This window comes from Bradyrhizobium sp. USDA 326 (genome assembly GCF_049739485.1).
In the GTDB taxonomy this organism is placed as follows: domain Bacteria; phylum Pseudomonadota; class Alphaproteobacteria; order Rhizobiales; family Xanthobacteraceae; genus Bradyrhizobium.
Genome location: NZ_JBMGQA010000001.1, coordinates 5897648 through 5915223 on the forward strand (window position 1 = coordinate 5897648; position 17576 = coordinate 5915223).

Sequence of the window (17576 nt, forward strand, 5' to 3'; positions counted from 1 at the left end):
GCTGCTTCTCCGTCGCTGTCGAGGCTTGAGCCGACATCAGGCGGCCAGCCGCTTAATGGTGCGCGGCCTGGCCGGCCTGGGCGCGGATCACTTTGCAGCTAGACTCTAGCCCCGGCGGCGGCACAAAGCCGCCGAACTCGTGTTCAATCAGCCCGGCCAACGCAATCGTCGTACGGTCCTCCAGATACGGCCCGATGATCTGGACGCCGACCGGCAGGCCCTCAGGCGTGCGCTCAATCGGAACGGCGGTTGCAGGAAGTCCGCAGGTCGAGGCAGGGTCGGCCCAGATGAAACAGGCGTCGGAATAGTTGTAGTGCTTGCCATCGATGTCGAGCTGCCGCGCGTCGAACGGCTCCGACTGGTCCTGCGGAAAGGCCGGCACGGCGGCGACCGGGTAGATCACGGCATCGAATTCGCGGAAGAACTGATACCATTTTTGTTGCAGCTGCAGCCGCGCTGCATCGGCTGCGAGCCATTCGCGATGGATCAGACCCCAGCCGCGGGCGCGCTCGGCCTGCAGGCTGCGGTCGTCGGGCGCGAGTGACGCAGCAACTCCTTGCGCCTCTGCGAGCGCGGCCGGTGTCAGGCGCGGACTTCGCGCGGCGTTCAACAGCTTCATATAAAGCCGGGCGGACTCGGCAAGATCCGGCAACGATGTGCTCGAACGTGCGACCCGCGCGCCCGATTGTTCGAGCCGTTCCGCCAACCGCCCGATCGCCGAGCGCACGGCATCTCCGGTCGGCATCAGCGGGTGCGTGTCGATCACGAGAATCCTGAAATCCCTGAGTTGGTCATGACGAGGCGCGGGCAGCGCCAGGCGATAGCCGATCCCGTCGCGCGCCTCGTCAGGGCCGGCAATCACGTCGAGCGACAGAGCGAGGTCCGCGGCAGTGCGTGCCATCGGCCCGATGACAGCGAGATCGCCGTGGCCTGGGACGGGCGATGCCGGCGGCAGGCTGTATCCGCGCAGCGGGACGAGGCCGAGGCTCGGCTTGTGTCCGAACACGCCGCAGAAATGCGAGGGTACCCGGATCGAGCCGCCGATATCCGAGCCGATCGAGAGCGGACCGAACCCTGCGGCCAGCGCCGCTCCGCATCCACCCGAGGAGCCGCCGGGCGAGCGGCCGAGATCCCACGGGTTGTGCGTCACCCCGTAGATCTCGTTGTAGCTCTGGAAATCCCTGAGCCCGATCGGGATGTTGGTCTTGCCGATGATGACGGCGCCCGCCGCTTTCAGCCGGGAGACGACGAGGGCATCGTCGGCGGGTTGAAAATCCCTGAAATGCGGAAAGCCCCAGGTTGTCGGCAAGCCCGCGACGTTGAACGGTTCCTTCAAGGTCACGGGAATGCCGAGCAACGGCAGCCGCTCTCCCCGGCCAAGCGCGGCATCGGCGGCGCGCGCGGCGTCCCTGGCGCGATCGAAATCACGAACGATGATCGCGTTGATCGGCTCGTCCAGGGCCTCGATGCGGGCAATGGTGTGTTCGAGCAACTCGGATGCAGACACCTTCCGCAGATGCAAAGCGCTCAGTAGCGCGCTGATCGAGCCGTAGCTCAAGCCGCCGGCATCTGCATTCAGTTCCTTTTGCATCACGAACTCCGAGCGCGAAGTTGGTCGCAGTTGCTCATGCCTTCCGACAGGTTAATGGGCGGCTCAACGGCGAATTGATCCTGGGCTGATGATGTAACCGTGCGCCTGTTTTGCCCGACGAGTCTGAGCAAGAACTCGGCATTTTGGGGAGTTGATGTACGATTCTGTTCATGACGAATCGCACATTCAAGACGGGCGAGAGCCGAGAACAACTCAGTCTGCTTCCTGCGCGGGTTGAGGACTATGTCGGGGCGGACAACCCGGTCCGGGCGATCGAGAGCTTCGTTGGCGTCCTCGACCTTGCCAAGCTCGGCTTTCGCCACGCTGATCGCAAGGCCGAAGGGGTCGGCCAGCCGCCGTACGATCCGGCCGATCTGCTGAAGCTGTACCTTTACGGCTACATCAACCAAATCCGGTCGTCGCGTCGGTTGGAACGGGAAGCTGGCCGCAATCTGGAACTGATCTGGCTGCTGAAGGGATTGAAGCCGGGTTATCGAACGATCGCCAACTTCCGCAAGGAGAACTGGGCGGCTCTGAAGGAGGCCAACCGCAGCTTCGTGCTGCTGATGCGCGAACTCGGTCTCGTCGGCGGCAGCGTTGTTGCGATTGACGGCTCGTTTTTCCATGGCGACGCCAGCAAGGCCAGCGTCTTTACACGCAAGAGGCTTGCCGATCAGATCGCAAAGCTTGACCAGGAGATCGAGGCTTACGGCAAGTCCCTTGAGGACAATGATGCCGCAGAAGCCAGGAAGCCGGGCAAGGATGGGCCCGACGGCGGCGGCGGAGATAGCGGCGACATCGGCGCGAAGGTCGCGGCGCTGATGGCCAAGCGCTCGCGCGCACAAGCTGATCTTGCTCGACTGGAAGAGAGCGGCCAGACGCAGCTGTGCCTGACCGATCCGGATGCCCGGCTTCTGGTCAAGAGCGGCCAGGGGGTCGCAGGCTACAATGTGCAGACCGCCGTCGACGACAAGCACAAGCTCATTGTCGCCAGCGAGGTGGTCAACGACAGCAGCGATGTCGGCCAGCTGCATGCGATGGCCATCGCGGCAAAAAAGGCCCTTGAGGTCAAGTCCCTCCAGGCGCTGGCTGATGAGGGGTATTACAGCAGTCTCGAGCTGAAGGCCTGCGAGGACGATGGCATCACGGCCTATGTGCCGGTGCCGGAGGGCAACGCTCGGCTCGAGAAGGAAGGCCGCTTTGCCCTCAAGGATTTCGACTATGACGGTGCATCCGACACCTACCGTTGTCCCGCCGGCCAACTGCTACATCCGATGAAGAGCAGGCAAAAGAACACCAGTGGCCGCATCGAGATCCGCTACGCGGCGCGTGGAGTGATCTGCAGGACCTGCCCGCTCAAGGTCCGCTGCCTCGGCTCAAACGCAGCCTACCGGACGATCGGTCGCTGGGAGCATGAAGACGTTCTTGAACGCCATCGCGCGCGGATGCAAGGCGCAGGCGAACTGATGCGCCGTCGCTCTGGCATCGTCGAGCATCCGTTTGGCACGCTCAAATGCCGTGCCGGCTATCGTCATTTCCTGGTCCGCGGCTTCGACAAGGTCCGCGGCGAGTGGAGCCTGATGGCGCTTTGCTACAACTTCACTCGCGTGCTCAACATCCTTGGGTTCGACACGTTTCTGGCCGCACTCGCAAAGACGCTTGCTCCTTGCCGATGCACCCTCGCAGCCCTCCTGCAGGGCATAAAGGTTGCTCTAGCGACCTTCTGGCGAATATTTCAGTCCCCGCTGGCAATCACCCCATCCGCTACGGCCTAGGACCGCCAACGAACCAATTCTTGCTCAGCCTCGACGTGTCAAATCAGTGCGCTCGCCGCGCACGAGCGAAATCTTCAATGATTTGTACTGTGCATGGGGTTGTTTTCGCGTTTTTGTTTTGAGCGCATCCGAGCCCCGGCATCCACCGGCAGAATCCGTGGCGATGCGGGCATCCCTAAGAGTTTTTACACACAGTTCTGGCACGCTCCGCGCGTCAATATCCGCAGCCTGCATCGTCGCATCTCATTGCGCGCACGAAAAGACGGGACCCGCGGACATCGAGGGGGCGTAAGCCATGACTGCACTTGCTTCGGACGCCGGCCGCGCGAAGGGCGGGATCGTGCCGATCCTGTTGTGCGTCGTGCCGTTCAGCCAGATTCCGCTCGATGCCTACACGCCAGGCCTGCCGCAGATGGTGGTGGATCTCGCCGCTGACGCGGCGTCGATGCAGAACACCGTCACCGCCTACATGCTCGGCATGAGTCTCGCGCTGGTGCCGGTCGGCATCGCCTCCGACACGCTCGGCCGCCGCAACGTCCTGCTCGCCGGGCTATCGGTGCTGATCGCGATGAGCATCGCCTGTGCGCTGGCGACCAGCGCCTCGCTGCTGCTTGGCTTGCGCTTCCTGCAAGGCATCGGCGGCTGCACCTGCCTCGTCGTCGCCTATGCGGTCGCCGCCGATTGCTTCCGCGGCCGCGAGCTCACGGCGATTTCGGGTCTGCTTGGAGCCGCCTGGGGATTGGCGCCCGTGCTTGCGCCCGCGGCCGGCGGCTTCATCGTCGAGCTGACGTCCTGGCGCGGTGTCTTCGTCGTCATTGCCATCGCCGCAGCAATCGTTGCCACGATAGTCGTATTTCTTCTGCCTGAAACGTTGCCAGCGGAACGACGTGCGCCGTTCGATCCGCGCCGCACCGCCGGCATCTTGCGCGAGGCGCTCGTTCGTCGGGGCTTCCTGGCTTTCGTGCTGGTCTTTGCCGCGGCAGCGAGCGCGCAGCTGGCGTTCGGCGTCGTCGCACCGTTCTTCTACCAGACCGGCCTTGGCTATTCGGCGGCCATCTACGGCCTCGTCGCGCTCGGCCTTGGCGGCATCAATCTCGCCGGCGAACTGGGCTGCGCGCATTTCGCACGCTTCATGCCGGCCCGCGTGATGGGCTTCGGCGCCTTCGCGCTGTTTCTTGCCGGTGCGGTGGTCCTGACCGTAACAGGCATGACCCTCGGTCTGGATTTCATGTCAGTCACGATCGGCGGTGCGCTGGTGCTCGGCGGTTGCGGCGTGCTGTGCCCGATGATGTACGGCATGGCGCTCGGCCTGTTCGAACGCGACCACGGCCTGATCGGCGGCCTCATCAGCGCACTCTGCTATCTCGCGGTGAGCGGCGCCATGGCGATCGCGGCGGTCCTGCCTGAAGCAACGCAGGCGCCGCTCGGATGGCTCTATCTCGGCCTCTGCGCTGTTGCCGGAACGTTGCTCGCGATCTCGCTGCCATCGGCGCGCCACTCGACACAGCCTTAAGGAGGGAACCAATTATGACAACCGTTGCTATTCGCGGCACGTTCTTCGACTTCGTCGACGATCCCTGGAAGCACATCGGCAACGAACAGGCCGCCGCGCGCTTCCATCAGGACGGCCTCATGATCGTCACGGATGGCGTCATCAAGGCGTTCGGTCCCTACGACAAAGTTGGAGCCGCGCATCCGGGCGTGCAGGTCACCCACATCAAGGACCGCATCATCGTTCCGGGCTTCATCGACGGTCACATCCATCTGCCCCAGACCCGGGTGTTAGGGGCCTATGGCGAGCAGCTCCTGCCGTGGCTCCAGAAGTGGGTCTATCCGGAAGAGCTCAAATATCGGGACCGCAACTACGCGCGCGAGGGCGTGAAGCGCTTTCTCGATGCGCTGCTCGCTTCCGGCACCACCACCTGCCAGGCCTTCACGAGCTCCTCGCCCGTTTCAACCGAGGAGTTGTTCGAGGAAGCGAGCAGACGCAACATGCGCGTCATCGCGGGCCTCACCGGGATCGATCGCAACGCGCCGGCCGATTTCATCGACACGCCCGACAATTTCTATCGCGATAGCAAGCGGCTGATTGCGCAGTACCATAACAAGGGCCGCAACCTCTACGCCATCACGCCGCGCTTCGCCTTCGGTGCCTCGCCGGAACTGCTGAGAGCGTGTCAGCGCCTCAAGCACGAGCACCCGGATTGCTGGGTCAACACCCACATCTCCGAGAATCCGGCCGAATGCAGCGGCGTGCTGGTCGAGCATCCGGATTGCCAGGACTATCTCGGCGTCTATGAGAAGTTCGACCTGGTTGGGCCGAAATTCTCCGGCGGCCACGGCGTCTATCTCTCCAACAACGAGTTCCGCCGCATGTCGAAGAAGGGCGCCGCGGTGGTGTTCTGCCCGTGCTCGAACCTGTTCCTCGGCAGCGGCCTGTTCCGGCTCGGTCGCGCCACCGATCCGGAGCATCGCGTGAAGATGTCGTTCGGCACCGACGTTGGTGGCGGCAACCGCTTCTCGATGATTTCCGTGCTCGACGACGCCTACAAGGTCGGCATGTGCAACAACACGCTACTCGACGGCAGCATCGATCCGACGCGCAAGGACCTTGCCGAGGCCGAGCGCAACAAGCTCTCGCCCTATCGCGGCTTCTGGTCGATCACGCTCGGCGGCGCAGAAGGTCTCTACATCGACGACAAGCTCGGCAATTTCGAGCCCGGCAAGGAGGCCGATTTCGTCGCGCTCGATCCGAATGGCGGGCAGGTCGCGCAAGCGTGGCATCAATCGCTGATCGCCGATGGCGCCGGCCCGCGCACGATGGATGAGGCCGCGAGCATGCTGTTCGCCGTGATGATGGTCGGCGACGATCGCTGCGTCGATGAGACCTGGGTGATGGGCAAGCGTCTCTACAAGAAGAGCTGAGACGGCAGCTCATGAGCGCATCCCCTGACACGGCCGGCCAGCCGGTCGCCCTCGTCATCCAGCGTCGCGTCGCCGACGACGGCTTTGCCGCGTTCGCGCGGTGGAACGGCGAGGTTGGCGAGGTGCTCAAGGCATGGCCCGGCTTCCTCGGCCAGGAGGTGGTGCCGCCACAGCCGCCGGCACATGTGGACTGGGTGACGATCCTGCGTTTCGCTAGCCCGGCCGCAGCACGCGCTTGGCTCCAGAGCGAGGAGCGGACGAAACTGATCGGGCAGGTGCAACGCTTCTTCGTCGGTTCGGAGGACGTCCAAATCCTGCCCGACACCGGCATCCAGCGAGACAGCGCTGTCTCGGCGGTCATCTCTTTCAAAGTCCCTGACGGGCTCGAGGATGCGTTCCTGAAATGGCAGCAGCGCATCCAGGCCGCGGAGGCCGAGTTCAAGGGTTTCCTGCGCCACAAGATCGAGCGGCCTATTCCAGGCCTGCACGACGAATGGATTATCATCCTGTCGTTCGACTCTGATGCCAATCTCAATGCATGGCTCGACTCGCCCTTGCGGCAGACGCTGCTGAAGGAGGGCGAGCGCTTCAACGCCGGCATGAACGTGAAGCGGGCGAGCTACGGATTCAATTTCTGGTTTCCGGCCGGCAAGACGCAGGCTCCGGAGCAAAGTCCGGGGCTGATCTGGAAGAGCAATCTCATCGTCCTGCTGGTGCTCTATCCCGTGGTCTACCTCTGGGGCTATTTCATCAGCCGGCCGCTGATCGACGGTCATGGCGTGCCGGTCTGGCTGTCGCTGTTCGTCGGCAATCTCGTCAGCACCCAGCTGCTCGGCTGGTGGCTGGTGCCCGCCGCCTTCAGGGCGCTCGACTGGTGGGTGACGCCGAAGGCGACGCTCGGCCGCCAGATCGCGGGCTATGCGCTGCTTGCCACGCTCTACGTTGCGTCCATGGCCCTGTACGCGCTGCTGCTCGCGTGGCATTGGGGACGGTGAGACCGTCCACAGCCGGACCGCGTGACGACCATGTTCGCCCTGACATTTCTGGGGACCTCGGCAAGCGTTCCCTCAGCCGAGCGCAATCATCCGGCGCTCCTCGTGGAGGGCGCGGGCAAGCGTGTCCTGGTCGATTGCGGCGAGGGCACGCAGCGCCAATTGCTGCGCAGCGGCGCCGGCTTCCGGCGGCTCGACCGCATCCTCCTGACGCACGCTCATCTCGATCACGTGCTCGGCATTCCCGGCCTCTTCTCGACGCTGGGCCTGCGGCAGACCTCCGACGGGATGACAGTTCACGGCGGGGAAGGAACGCTCGATATCGTCATCCGGATGCTCGCAGGTCTGTGGGGCGCGGGCCGGGCGCCGATCGCGGTCGAGTTCGCACCGCTGACCGCAGGACAGGTCATTGATGCCGGTGATTTCACCATCGACTGTTTTCCGGTCCGCCACCGCGACACCGACAGTTTTGGTTTCGTCTTCCAGAGCCCCGCGCGCCGGCGTCTTCGGCCCCATCGGCTCATGGCGCTTGGTGTCCCCGACGGTCCCTTGCGTGGCGAATTGGCCGCGGGTCGCCCGATCGTGCTTGCCGACCGAACCGTCGACCCGGAAGACGTCCTTGGCCCGCCGAGCGGCGGCAGGAAGCTCGTCGTGATCGGCGACACCGAGACCACCGAGGGGCTGTCGCAATACGTTGCCGACGCCGACATGCTTGTGATCGAGGCGACGTTCCTCGATCGCGACGCGCCGACCGCGCGGAACTACGGCCATCTCACCGCGGCAGAAGCGGCTTCCTTTGCAGCCACGAATAAAGTCGGGCAGCTCGTGCTGACGCACATGTCCGGACGCTACGAAGACGAGGAGATTCTCGCCGAAGCGGCAAACATCTTCCCGAACACCCGGATCGCCGCGGACTTCGATCGCATCGTTCTCTAGTAAAGGCCAGGACTGTCCGAAAAGAGCGGCAAGACGTTTCGCTCGGGCGTGAACGCAGCGAGAACACGCGACGATGTTCACAGAAGGACTGGACCGCGAACGCTGGCGCGGCTATATGACCGGCCTGCGAGCCGCTGATTTGCAGAACTTTCAGCCAGTCTTGCAGGACTTCCGAAGAAAGCTTAGCAATTCCAAGCGCTTCGGTGGGGAATGGTGTAACGGTAGCACAACAGACTCTGACTCTGTTTGTCTTGGTTCGAATCCAGGTTCCCCAGCCAGAATATCGGAAAGCCCGTTTCATAAACGAAATCAGGAGCTTACTGAAGGGCGCGAAATCCAAACCCACCTAGCTCGACCACCTTGGTCGAAGGTGCCAGCAAGCAGCAAATAGCAGACCTCGCGACCCTGCTGGGTCTGATGCAAGCGGCCACGAAACTCAGCCAGGAACTTGACGTGCTCGCCAACCAAGTGGGTGGGTCGCTGGAAGAAGATAGCGAAGCGGTTCGGCGCGCCATTTGGAGAGGTCCGTCAGGCGTTCGTGGAGCAGCGGACGGGCGGGAGAAAGCCGAATAGCGGGAAGGCGCCCAAAGCACCGTCTCGGCGCTGATCGACACCATTTATCCATTACTTCGCCGCCGAGAGGTCGCGAAGGACGGAGGGGCCTCATGGTTTTCGTGAGGCCCTTTTTGTTGTGCTCATAGGATGATGAGGATCATTTTACGTTACTTGGCGCCCGGTCTTGTCTTGCAGAGTGGGTTGTTAGACCAAAAAAAGACCGATGAAGCCCGTGCGGGACCTCACCGGCCTAGTGACGATCCAAACAGCCGTTAGGCGGCTTGGCGCCTATCGAGATAGCTCTTCGCTCCTCTCCCTTTACCTTCCACACGATACTCAACACCGATGGCCCGGAGCGCTTCCGAGAGCCTGCTTGTGGGCTTGCTCAGTTGCTCCCTGATCTTCTCCCGCTTGCTCGCGTCTAGGCTGAGGTCTGACGCCAGCTTTGAGATAGAGACCGCCCCCGGCAAGCGCTGCTCCATGTAGGCAATCAGTGCTTCGTGCGAGGACCCCTTACGAGGCTTCCGCACCTTCGGACCGTCCATCGAAAAATTCCAATCAGCAACCCTGATGCCCGGAAGGTCCGTGACGATATCCTGCAAAACCTCATCGCCCTCTTTGCCATTCGGCAGGACAATGAAGACCTCGGCGGGAGGGCACTTGCCGTGCTCATCCACGACACGCCGCAAGCGGATACGGCCGATGGCTTGAATGATCGATACTGATAGCTGTCTCTGCCTCATCACGCGGCGAACGTCGCGATGGGTCTTCCACTGAGGATCGTTAAACCATTTGTCTTCTTGGAAGCCCTGCAACGCGAAGAACGTGTCATTGGACCAGACCTGATCGCGGTATGGCAGGCCGAAGATGACGGCCGTATCAAAGTCCTTCCAAGCATTGCTGCCGTCCACCTTACCCCAATGTCCGATGGAGAACTCTGTGAAGTTCGGGGCGTAGTCCAAGGCGAGGGGACGATTGTCCCTATGAAGGCAGACGAAGACAGACCGATCCGGCGATAGGCGGCCTTCAAGGTCAGCGATCAGCCGGGGGAAGCGCGTGCTGAAGTTCTCCTTCATGGTCCGCTTGCCGACTCCAGAGGCACGAGCGACGTGCAGGGTGACGTTGTTATAGTCTCTCACATGACTGGGCGTGAGGACGCGTAACGCCCTGTCCTCGAACAGGTCCCATAGGAAGTCGGCACGAGCCGTAGCATCGAGCACCACAGGGCCAGGAGCGTCCCAAGGCACCGCGAGGGATGAGGAGTGCATTGCGTGCTCATCGCCGCTCTTGGCGTAGTAGGACCACTGATCGTAGAGGGATTGTGCGTGCTTCAGCGTCTCGTCCACCTTTCTGCCGATGCGGAGGCGAATGTTTGAGTCTTCCGTCAACGCTCCGAGCTTATCGAAATTGACGCCCCTCAGCGCTCTCCTTAGCGGATCGAAGTTCACAAGCAGAGGCGCTCCGCTCTCATTAATGCCCTCCGCCCACACGCCGCGAGTGAAGCCGTGGCCGGTCTCCGATGCATGCGCAAACACATTCACGAGCGTCTTCAACATCTGTAGGGCAGCGTACTCGGTTGGGTGTTCCCTTTCTAGGTCAGCACTGATGTAGCTCAGCACTTGGGCAACATCAGAAGACGTTACCTTAGCGCTCTCGACCACGTTGGCTAGGGCCTCATCAACGATGGTCAGGAGACGCTTACCGCCCTTCCAAGTCGTTAGGCGCTCCCAGCGGTCACCATGCGAGGCAGAGGCGTTGAGGTAAGCCTGATGGGTAATTACGATGGTGTCATGCTCAGCGAGTACATCAAAGGGCTTTGGCTCAGCGGAGTGATGAGCAATCGCAACGGCACGTCCTGCATGCTGGTTGATTGCACCGGAAAGTCCGTTAGCATCCTCAATCAGCCGTGTGACGATGATGCTGCCTACCGGCTTCAGCACGCCCTCAGAGACGCTGTTACGCTCTGCCTGCATGGCAGCGAACAGACAGGCTCCTGTAGTCTTCCCGGACCCGGTAGGAGGCTGGAGGATGCGCCAAGGGGCAGTGGCACCAGTTGCAGCATCATCAATGGCGCTGTTGAACGTCTCAGCCATGATGGTCCATAGCCGCTCTAGGGGCTTCGAGGAACACAGACCGTGCTTGTTGGTCCAGTGGTCCTTCATTCGCATGGAGAACTCTTGTGGTGGCACGAAGGCATAGCGCTGCCCGTGCAGACCAATGGGGGGTTGCATTGAGTAATCTCTGAGGTTGATGTTGAAGATGCCGTGTTGTGTCCGAACGCCCTTGAGCGTGGCCACGGCTTGAGAAACACCCCCCGATAATCCCCTAAAGGAAGTCTTCTTAGGGGGCTTTCATGGGGGTGTTTATCTGGACATAGACAGGATGCCTTTTAGGAGCCTCTAAGGACTCCGTAGAGGCGTTTGCGCTCACAGGCTACCTATCCAGCCCTCCGGCCGGAAAAGCGCCCCAGCGAATCCCTTTGTGAATCCTGAGAGGTGTTCCCGAATCGCCGTCATGGTGTCGATCATCCTTGGACGCTTCAGGAGCTTTGCAGGTGACGTAGCAAAGCGACAGCAGGAATGCGGGCGTTCACCGTCTTAGGTGGTGCTTGCCTTCGAGCGCGCCTTGAGGTCTCCTCGTCCTGTTGGAAGCGGGGAGGGCTCATGAAGACGTTGATGACCGTGCTGGTACTGATGTTGGCATTTTGTAGTGGTTCGCTGCGTGCGGAGCCGATCACGGCCGCAGAGATAGCGGTCGTGGACGGCGATACGATAGACGCACATGGTCAGCGTTATCGGATGATTGGTTACGACACTCCAGAAGTTGCCACGCCGCGACGCAAGGTCCGAGCAGATGAGAGAGCCGTGGCGCTGCTGGCGAAGGAAAGGTTGGGGGAACTTCTTCATGCTGGGACGCTGGATCTCACCGAAGTCCCTTGTTCGTGCTCCAAGAGCGCGCTGATCAATGGCACATGCAATCATAGACGCAAGTGTGCTATCCTCTCGCTCGATGGGAATAACATAGGGGCGACGTTGATCGCGGAAGAGCTCGCAGTGCCATACGTCTGCTCGGCAAACAGGTGCCCTCGCATGCCAAATTGGAAGCGCATTTTAGAACAGCAGATGAAAGCTCGCTGATCCGTGGTACGACGCGACTTAGTTTTTTGACGAGGATATCGCTGATGTTGTCCGCTGAAGACTTTCGGCGCGAGTTGGAAGCACAGATCGATCGTGCCACGCGGCAAGGGCGCGCTCATATCGAGGTCAATTCTGGAGAACTTCACCGCACGTTAGGCGGATACCCAGCGAGGGCGGGAGAGAACCACAGCATGCCCCTCTGTTGCAGCGTTATGCGCACCGAGCAGCGTCGTGGTAACGCGGAAATCGTCTTCGAGACGCCAAGCGGCAATGCTGCTTCTCTCACTATCCGCTATGGCTTGCCACGCCCTTAGATGACAGAGAAAGGCGCATTAGCGCTTCAAAACGAGCTTGCCGAACTGAATGATGTCTTCGTTCGACCAGAGGTACTTGCTGCCAGTGCTCTTGCTGAATATCTCAACGATACCGCTATCGCTCTTTGAGACCTGAAAGCCCATTGCCTTGGCCTCCAGCAGCACACGGAGAGCCTCCTGACTGGTAGTCTCGCCCTCTTTCGTTTTGGAGAAGTTATCGAGCCACTCAATTTCGGCTTCCTGCGTCGCCTCTCTCACCAATCCATCAACGATGTTGGATAGGTACTGACGATCCTCATTGAGGGCGAAGAAGGCCTCTCCGAGCTTCTCGACCCATACAGCTCCGAAGGGCATAAGATTTGATGCTGCCTTTCGGATTTCGTCATCGTATCTGACGAGCGCTTCCCAACGTGTCATGGCCTCTGTCGCCTGGTTTGATTGCTATAGTCCGGTCTTGTCGTTTACGCCGCTCCCATGACTTGCTCCGTGATTGTCTCCTGGCAGGTCAGGCGCGGAGGATGCTTGAAACTTGGCCGAAGAATGATACGATTTTATATCGCTGAGGGCGCGAAATGGATTTTATGCTCGCTGCAATAGCAGCATTTTGTTATTTTGTCGGCAAGTACAACTGGGCTTTTTGGATAGTCATTTTCGCCATCGCAAGCGGCTTGCTCGCCGTCGTAAGGTCTATCGCGGACCCTACTTGGTACATGAGCAAGCGGATGAATGCCGGCCTTGAACCCGGTGCAGGACTATCCGGATTGATCATCGTGAAGATTATCACGACCGGCATTTTGGGAGCGGTCGCCTGGTGGTTAGCCCGACTAGCTGGTTATCTCAGCTGAGAAGAAACCGCTCTCTGTGTAGATGGCCTGACCCGTTAAGGGCCGAGGCCATTTCCGCGAGTGCCATCGGCCAATGCGATTGAGGGGTTCTTTATTGCGCCGTGGTAAATAGGGTGGGAGTTCTCCTCCCGGCTTGCCCTGGATCATCTCCAAGGTAAAGCGGATGGCGGAAGGGGTTTCTTTCATCTCCACGCCGCAAGCTACCTCGCTGAATTGGCGTGCAAGGAAGTTGATGTCGTTTGCCGACCATCCGGTTTCGAGGGCGGCCGATAGCCGGTCACAATCCAGCATGTTGCGGCAGGCTGCGCGGATTGCGGCGAACTCTGGAGGCACGTTGGGCCTTGTGGCGCGAGTGGCCTTTTTGGCGGCTCGTGGGGCTCGTGCGTCCTCGAGCTCTTTCCACCGTGCCTGATCGGCAGTTTGCTCATCAGGGCTGTAGTAGCGACGCTTCGAGGCGTCTTGGATGGCAATGCGAAATTTGAGGTCGCCCTTGCCGCTGTATCGTCTGGCTTCGGCTTCGCGATACCGGGGGCGGTCCACCCTTGGCGGATGGCCTCCCCAAGCATCAGACGTTCTTGGAAGTTGCGGCAAACAGATCGGAGAAATTTGAACGCTTCTCGGGCGCCGGGTTGTGGTGCGGTGGTCATTCTTCAGATTGTTGAGGATAGGGGCGGGCGGCATGCAGGGCGATGGGACGCTGTTCGCGTTCCTTGAGGAACTGTTTGGCGAAGCGGTCGCGCAGCAAAGCCGAGTTAATCACTGCCATGAGCATGCGTCTGTTCACGGCGAAGAAGGGCTTGCCGGTGTGCCATCGGGCGAACTCGGCAAGAGAGTCTTCGGACCATCCGTGCTGGAGCACCGTGTTGAGCTTGCTGCGCTCTGTCGGTGTCATGCAGGCGTGGAAGAAAGCTCCGAAATAGTCGTGAGGCTTCGTGAAGTTGATGTGTGATGGTCCCCTGTGAGGGCAGCTTCCATCTATCGGTGCTGCTTGGACCGATTAATCCGCCCATGGTCTGGGCGGGTGGGCCGATCGTACAACGGCGAGGCACTTTAGCGACCCATCTTGAAGTCGATTGCCGTGAAGAGGCGAACGGCGGCCGGACCCAGGCACGAAACTCACCTTCTCCTCTCAAGGGAAGCGTTGAAAAACCAATCCCGCTGAAAATGCAGGAGAAAGTTGCGCTTCTGCCTCATTTTATATATACGAGACAAAACACATTTGGAGGTCTCGTGCGGGCGGAAGATTGCAGAGCGGTGTTGGAGCGCATCAGATGGCCTGACGGACCTGTGTGCCCTCATTGCGGGGCATCAGGCCGTGCTGTTGCGGGGATAGGCGGCACCTCCCATCGTCCTGGGCTCTACCTCTGCTCGGAATGCAGGAAGCAATTCACTGTAACCGTTGGCACGCCTCTGGAAGGGTCTAAGCTCCCCCTCAGCGCGTGGCTTCAGGCGGCACACATGCTCAACACTTTGCCCAAGCCAGTCACCGTGCGAGAGATTGAGCGGGCGTTGGGCGTGACCTACAAGACCGCATGGCACATGGTGCAGAAGCTCTTGAAGGCTGTTGAAGCCTATAGGGGGCCGCTGCCCCTATTCGGTAAGACGGTCCAATCCCACATTGAGCCGCTCCTTCCAAAGATGAGGAATACGAAAGCCGCTTGGGTACGACGGGAAAGGCAGAAGGCTGCGGGTGCCTACAAGCCGCCACGAGTGCCCGTAGCGGCTGGAGCGCTGCCGGAAGCGCTGTTCAATCCTCCCGCTTCGAAGGCTCACGCTGAACGTACGGAGCGATTTCTGCGTTGGGTTTTGAGCCGCTGAGGCGATACCAGCCAATGGGGATTGAGTTGAAGCAATCAGAACTCCTGGAACGCTTGGTCGAAAATGCTCTCGGTTTTCTGTCTCATGCCATCGAAACATTAGAGAGCGCACCAAAGTTCTCAGTGATCGACTTTTATGCTGCGGTCGAGCTTTTTCTCAAAGCGCGGCTCCTACGGGAACATTGGAGCCTGGTGGTCGCCAAAAATCCTGATTGGGAGAAGTTCGTGTCAGGCGACTTTGTATCAGTGACCTTTGAGGAAGCCTGCTCAAGGCTTGAGAAGGTAGTGCAAGCTCCGATCCCTTCGAGGGCACGCGCCAAGTTCGATGCAGTGCGTCTGCACAGGAACAAGATGGTCCACTTCTTCCACGCAGGCGAAGAAGGCCAGAACCAGCTGATTGAGGCTGTTGCTATCGAGCAACTGCATGCTTGGTACGAACTCCACATGCTGCTGCGGCAGTGGAAGGACGTTTTCGAGCCGTGGCAAAAGAAAGTGGCTCAAATTGAACTACGTCTACAGCGTCACAAAAAGTACTTGGCGGCTAAGTTCGACGCCCTGAAGCCTGATCTGAAGCGGTTTGAAGGCGAAGGCAAGCTTATCCGTGGCTGTTCTTTTTGTAACTTCAGTGCCGCAGTCATGGCGAAAGGGGGCATATCGAACTTATATGAGGGCAAGTGTCTCGTGTGTGGAGCGTTCAATAAGTGGCTGCTCATGAAATGCCCACAATGCAACGAGTGTTCGGTCCTTTCGGATGGGGGCCAATTCGACTGCACGTGTGGTCACTCTCTGGAGGTTCATGACTTGGCAGACATCCTCGATGAGACGGTCGTCACCAAAGACAATTACTTCGAGAATCCCTATCCAGCCAATTGTGGAGAATGCGAGGGATGGCATACGGTGGTATCTCACGAAGGGAAGAACCTTTGCGTGCTCTGTCTCGACGTCTCGGCCGAACTTCATACCTGTGAATTCTGTCACGAGGCCTGCACTGGTGAACTCGAAGACAGCTATCTGCACGGATGTGGGCAGTGTGAGGGAAGCGCAGGTTGGAACGCGGATAAGGACGATTAGGATTTGGACCGTAACTTGAAGTGCATTTCACAAGGCTCGAGCCAATTCGAGCGTTAGGCAGGGACCCGCGAGCTAAAGGTATCCGGTGCGCGAGCGAAGGATTGAGAGGCGAGCGGCGCGGAGCGCACGGGAGTTCGGCGCTCCCTCAGAGCCGCAGCAAATTGGCTCAGTCTTTGTGGCAATCGGCTGATTTTCGGGTACGAGTTGACCTGTTCGGCGTAAGCTGCGCATGGGCCAACCAGGGCAACAACGGCACCTTGAGCAAACTGGGCGACAAGTCGCTTTGCATACCTATCGAGCTTTAGCTATGTATCTGGCGCTCGACTAAGAGCCGCAGTGAATACGCCTTCCAACCGCGCGGTCAGGTCCGGTGGCGACACCAACACCACTTCTTCGCGAAGAGCTGCGACCTCGTCATCAACGTCGACACCATCCCTTAAGACCAACACGGCTCTAGGTCGGGTTGCGGCCCGCTCCGCTGCCCACAATTTCTTGAAATCGGCCAAATAACCGAAGACCTTATAAATGCTGTCGCGTCCGTACTGATGATGTAATGATGTGTTCTTGACTTCAATTAAGATCGGCAGAAGTAGGCCATCAGCCTTTCGCCGCAGCAGCACCGAGATATCTGGTCTTCTGGCGGCAGCAGCAGCGCCTCCATAGTGTGCAAGCAGCGTCTTGTACTCGTAGTCATTTTCATCGAACAAAGGATGAAACGAATTGTGAGGTGCGGCATCGAAGTGCACTGTTCCGATCCAGTCTTCCCCGGTCAGCTTTCCTATCCAAGTGCTACCGCGCCCGACGAGATTGTACTCGGCTGCTACCGGACATCCCTGGCCGAGCGTGTTCTCAAGCGCTCGCAGAACGCGGACCAATACGTATATTTCAAAAAGATCCTCCTCAACCAAAGGGCCTATCCAGCCAACTTTCAGAATTTCTCTCAGGCGAGAAATGTCCTTAGCGTTTTGTAGGTCCTCCAGCTCTCGCCATAAATCGGCGGCACGCCAGTACACCGCGTGCTTCGATCGAGAAGCGGCGCTCAACATCGATGCCGTCACGGCCGTAATTGAGCGCGCTTCCCTCAGATAGGCTGAGCGGAGCGCTTCTTGCGAGTTTGTAATGATCGCCTCGGATACGGCTCCCAATCTTCCCCGTCCTGCGGCTCCGATCCTATCCAGCTCCATCCAAACTTCGTGCACATAGTGAGCTAGGAGACGATTGAATGGAGTATCGTATTCCTTCACGGCTTGGTTGACGACAAATACGGTTGGATCGCTTCGGCCGCATTGACGGACCAGCGTTTCCGACCAAACGATTTGGCCACGACCGACCCTCCTGCCGGTAGTGCGGGCGCGTGTTATCGAATGGGACAATCGATTGAGAGCGGCCGGCAACTCATCAATGAAGAACTGTTCAGCGCCATCAGGGCGAAACAGATGGTAAATTATTGCAAGGTGGGCCAGATCGGCCGGTTTGGCTGCTAATCGCTCAAGAAAGCTCGTTAGAGCATCAACTGATCTGACACCTGGGCGCCAAACAGCATTCAATCGAGCATACAAGAAGTCTAGTACATCCGCTTCCAGTTCTTCTCGCTTCAAAGTCGGGGTGGCCAAAGGAC

15 protein-coding genes and 1 tRNA gene are annotated in these 17576 nt (G+C 59.9%); 10 read left to right on the forward strand and 6 right to left on the reverse strand.

Translation table 11 applies throughout. The features are described from left to right. Positions 1 to 52: 52 nt before the first annotated feature. Positions 53 to 1591: an amidase gene (locus ABIG06_RS27610; protein WP_370139346.1), complete on the reverse strand. Its 1539-nt coding sequence runs from the start codon at positions 1589 to 1591 to the stop codon at positions 53 to 55. A 170-nt stretch (positions 1592 to 1761) separates the two neighbouring features. Here ABIG06_RS27610 and ABIG06_RS27615 point away from each other — a divergent pair, with 170 nt between their 5' ends. The 6 genes from ABIG06_RS27615 to ABIG06_RS27640 all read left to right on the forward strand — a co-directional run bounded on the left by ABIG06_RS27615 (position 1762) and on the right by ABIG06_RS27640 (position 8497). Next, positions 1762 to 3366 (forward strand): IS1182 family transposase, encoded by a 1605-nt coding sequence (locus ABIG06_RS27615; RefSeq protein WP_370134232.1) that lies wholly within the window; start codon positions 1762 to 1764, stop codon positions 3364 to 3366. A gap of 295 nt (positions 3367 to 3661) precedes the next feature. Beyond that, a complete protein-coding gene (locus ABIG06_RS27620) occupies positions 3662 to 4879 on the forward strand; it encodes a multidrug effflux MFS transporter (RefSeq protein ID WP_370139348.1) in 1218 nt (405 codons plus the stop codon). Between the two features lie 14 nt (positions 4880 to 4893). Further along, positions 4894 to 6291 (forward strand): guanine deaminase, encoded by a 1398-nt coding sequence (gene guaD / locus ABIG06_RS27625; protein WP_124158723.1) that lies wholly within the window; start codon positions 4894 to 4896, stop codon positions 6289 to 6291. An 11-nt stretch (positions 6292 to 6302) separates the two neighbouring features. After that, positions 6303 to 7286, forward strand: coding sequence for an antibiotic biosynthesis monooxygenase (locus ABIG06_RS27630; protein ID WP_370139349.1), 984 nt, complete (start codon positions 6303 to 6305; stop codon positions 7284 to 7286). Positions 7287 to 7316: 30 nt separating this feature from the next. Then, complete coding sequence (gene rnz, locus ABIG06_RS27635) at positions 7317 to 8219, forward strand: ribonuclease Z (protein ID WP_124158725.1); 903 nt, start codon at positions 7317 to 7319, stop codon at positions 8217 to 8219. Positions 8220 to 8423: 204 nt separating this feature from the next. Next, a tRNA-Gln gene (locus ABIG06_RS27640) sits at positions 8424 to 8497 on the forward strand. Between the two features lie 549 nt (positions 8498 to 9046). Here the strand turns inward: ABIG06_RS27640 and ABIG06_RS27645 are convergent. Further along, the gene (locus ABIG06_RS27645; protein ID WP_424578428.1) at positions 9047 to 11071 is read right to left on the reverse strand and encodes a hypothetical protein; all 2025 of its coding nucleotides are present in this window, start codon (positions 11069 to 11071) and stop codon (positions 9047 to 9049) included. Positions 11072 to 11437: 366 nt separating this feature from the next. Between ABIG06_RS27645 and ABIG06_RS27650 the strand changes: the two genes are divergently transcribed. Next, positions 11438 to 11911 (forward strand): thermonuclease family protein, encoded by a 474-nt coding sequence (locus ABIG06_RS27650; RefSeq protein WP_424578429.1) that lies wholly within the window; start codon positions 11438 to 11440, stop codon positions 11909 to 11911. Positions 11912 to 12243: 332 nt separating this feature from the next. Here the strand turns inward: ABIG06_RS27650 and ABIG06_RS27655 are convergent, their stop codons facing one another. After that, on the reverse strand, positions 12244 to 12642 hold the full coding sequence (locus ABIG06_RS27655) for a hypothetical protein (RefSeq protein WP_424578430.1): 399 nt from the start codon (positions 12640 to 12642) through the stop codon (positions 12244 to 12246). Between the two features lie 155 nt (positions 12643 to 12797). On the opposite strand from ABIG06_RS27655, the gene ABIG06_RS27660 reads away from it, so the two are divergent. After that, positions 12798 to 13070 carry a hypothetical protein gene (locus ABIG06_RS27660; RefSeq protein WP_424578431.1) on the forward strand — a complete coding sequence of 91 codons (273 nt, stop codon included), beginning with the start codon at positions 12798 to 12800 and terminating at the stop codon, positions 13068 to 13070. Here ABIG06_RS27660 and ABIG06_RS27665 read toward each other — a convergent pair. Together ABIG06_RS27665 and ABIG06_RS27670 are read right to left on the reverse strand one after the other, a co-directional pair. Further along, positions 13050 to 13610: a hypothetical protein gene (locus ABIG06_RS27665; protein ID WP_424578432.1), complete on the reverse strand. Its 561-nt coding sequence runs from the start codon at positions 13608 to 13610 to the stop codon at positions 13050 to 13052. The genes ABIG06_RS27660 and ABIG06_RS27665 overlap by 21 nt on opposite strands. A 103-nt stretch (positions 13611 to 13713) precedes the next feature. After that, positions 13714 to 13962 carry a hypothetical protein gene (locus ABIG06_RS27670; RefSeq protein ID WP_424578433.1) on the reverse strand — a complete coding sequence of 83 codons (249 nt, stop codon included), beginning with the start codon at positions 13960 to 13962 and terminating at the stop codon, positions 13714 to 13716. A gap of 272 nt (positions 13963 to 14234) precedes the next feature. On the opposite strand from ABIG06_RS27670, the gene ABIG06_RS27675 reads away from it, so the two are divergent. After that, positions 14235 to 14888, forward strand: a complete 654-nt coding sequence (locus tag ABIG06_RS27675) for a transposase (RefSeq protein WP_424578434.1) — start codon at positions 14235 to 14237, stop codon at positions 14886 to 14888. A gap of 14 nt (positions 14889 to 14902) precedes the next feature. Then, positions 14903 to 15958: a hypothetical protein gene (locus tag ABIG06_RS27680; protein ID WP_424578435.1), complete on the forward strand. Its 1056-nt coding sequence runs from the start codon at positions 14903 to 14905 to the stop codon at positions 15956 to 15958. Positions 15959 to 16263: 305 nt separating this feature from the next. On the opposite strand, the gene ABIG06_RS27685 is transcribed toward ABIG06_RS27680, so the two are convergent. Continuing rightward, complete coding sequence (locus ABIG06_RS27685) at positions 16264 to 17571, reverse strand: hypothetical protein (protein ID WP_424578436.1); 1308 nt, start codon at positions 17569 to 17571, stop codon at positions 16264 to 16266. Positions 17572 to 17576: the final 5 nt, after the last annotated feature.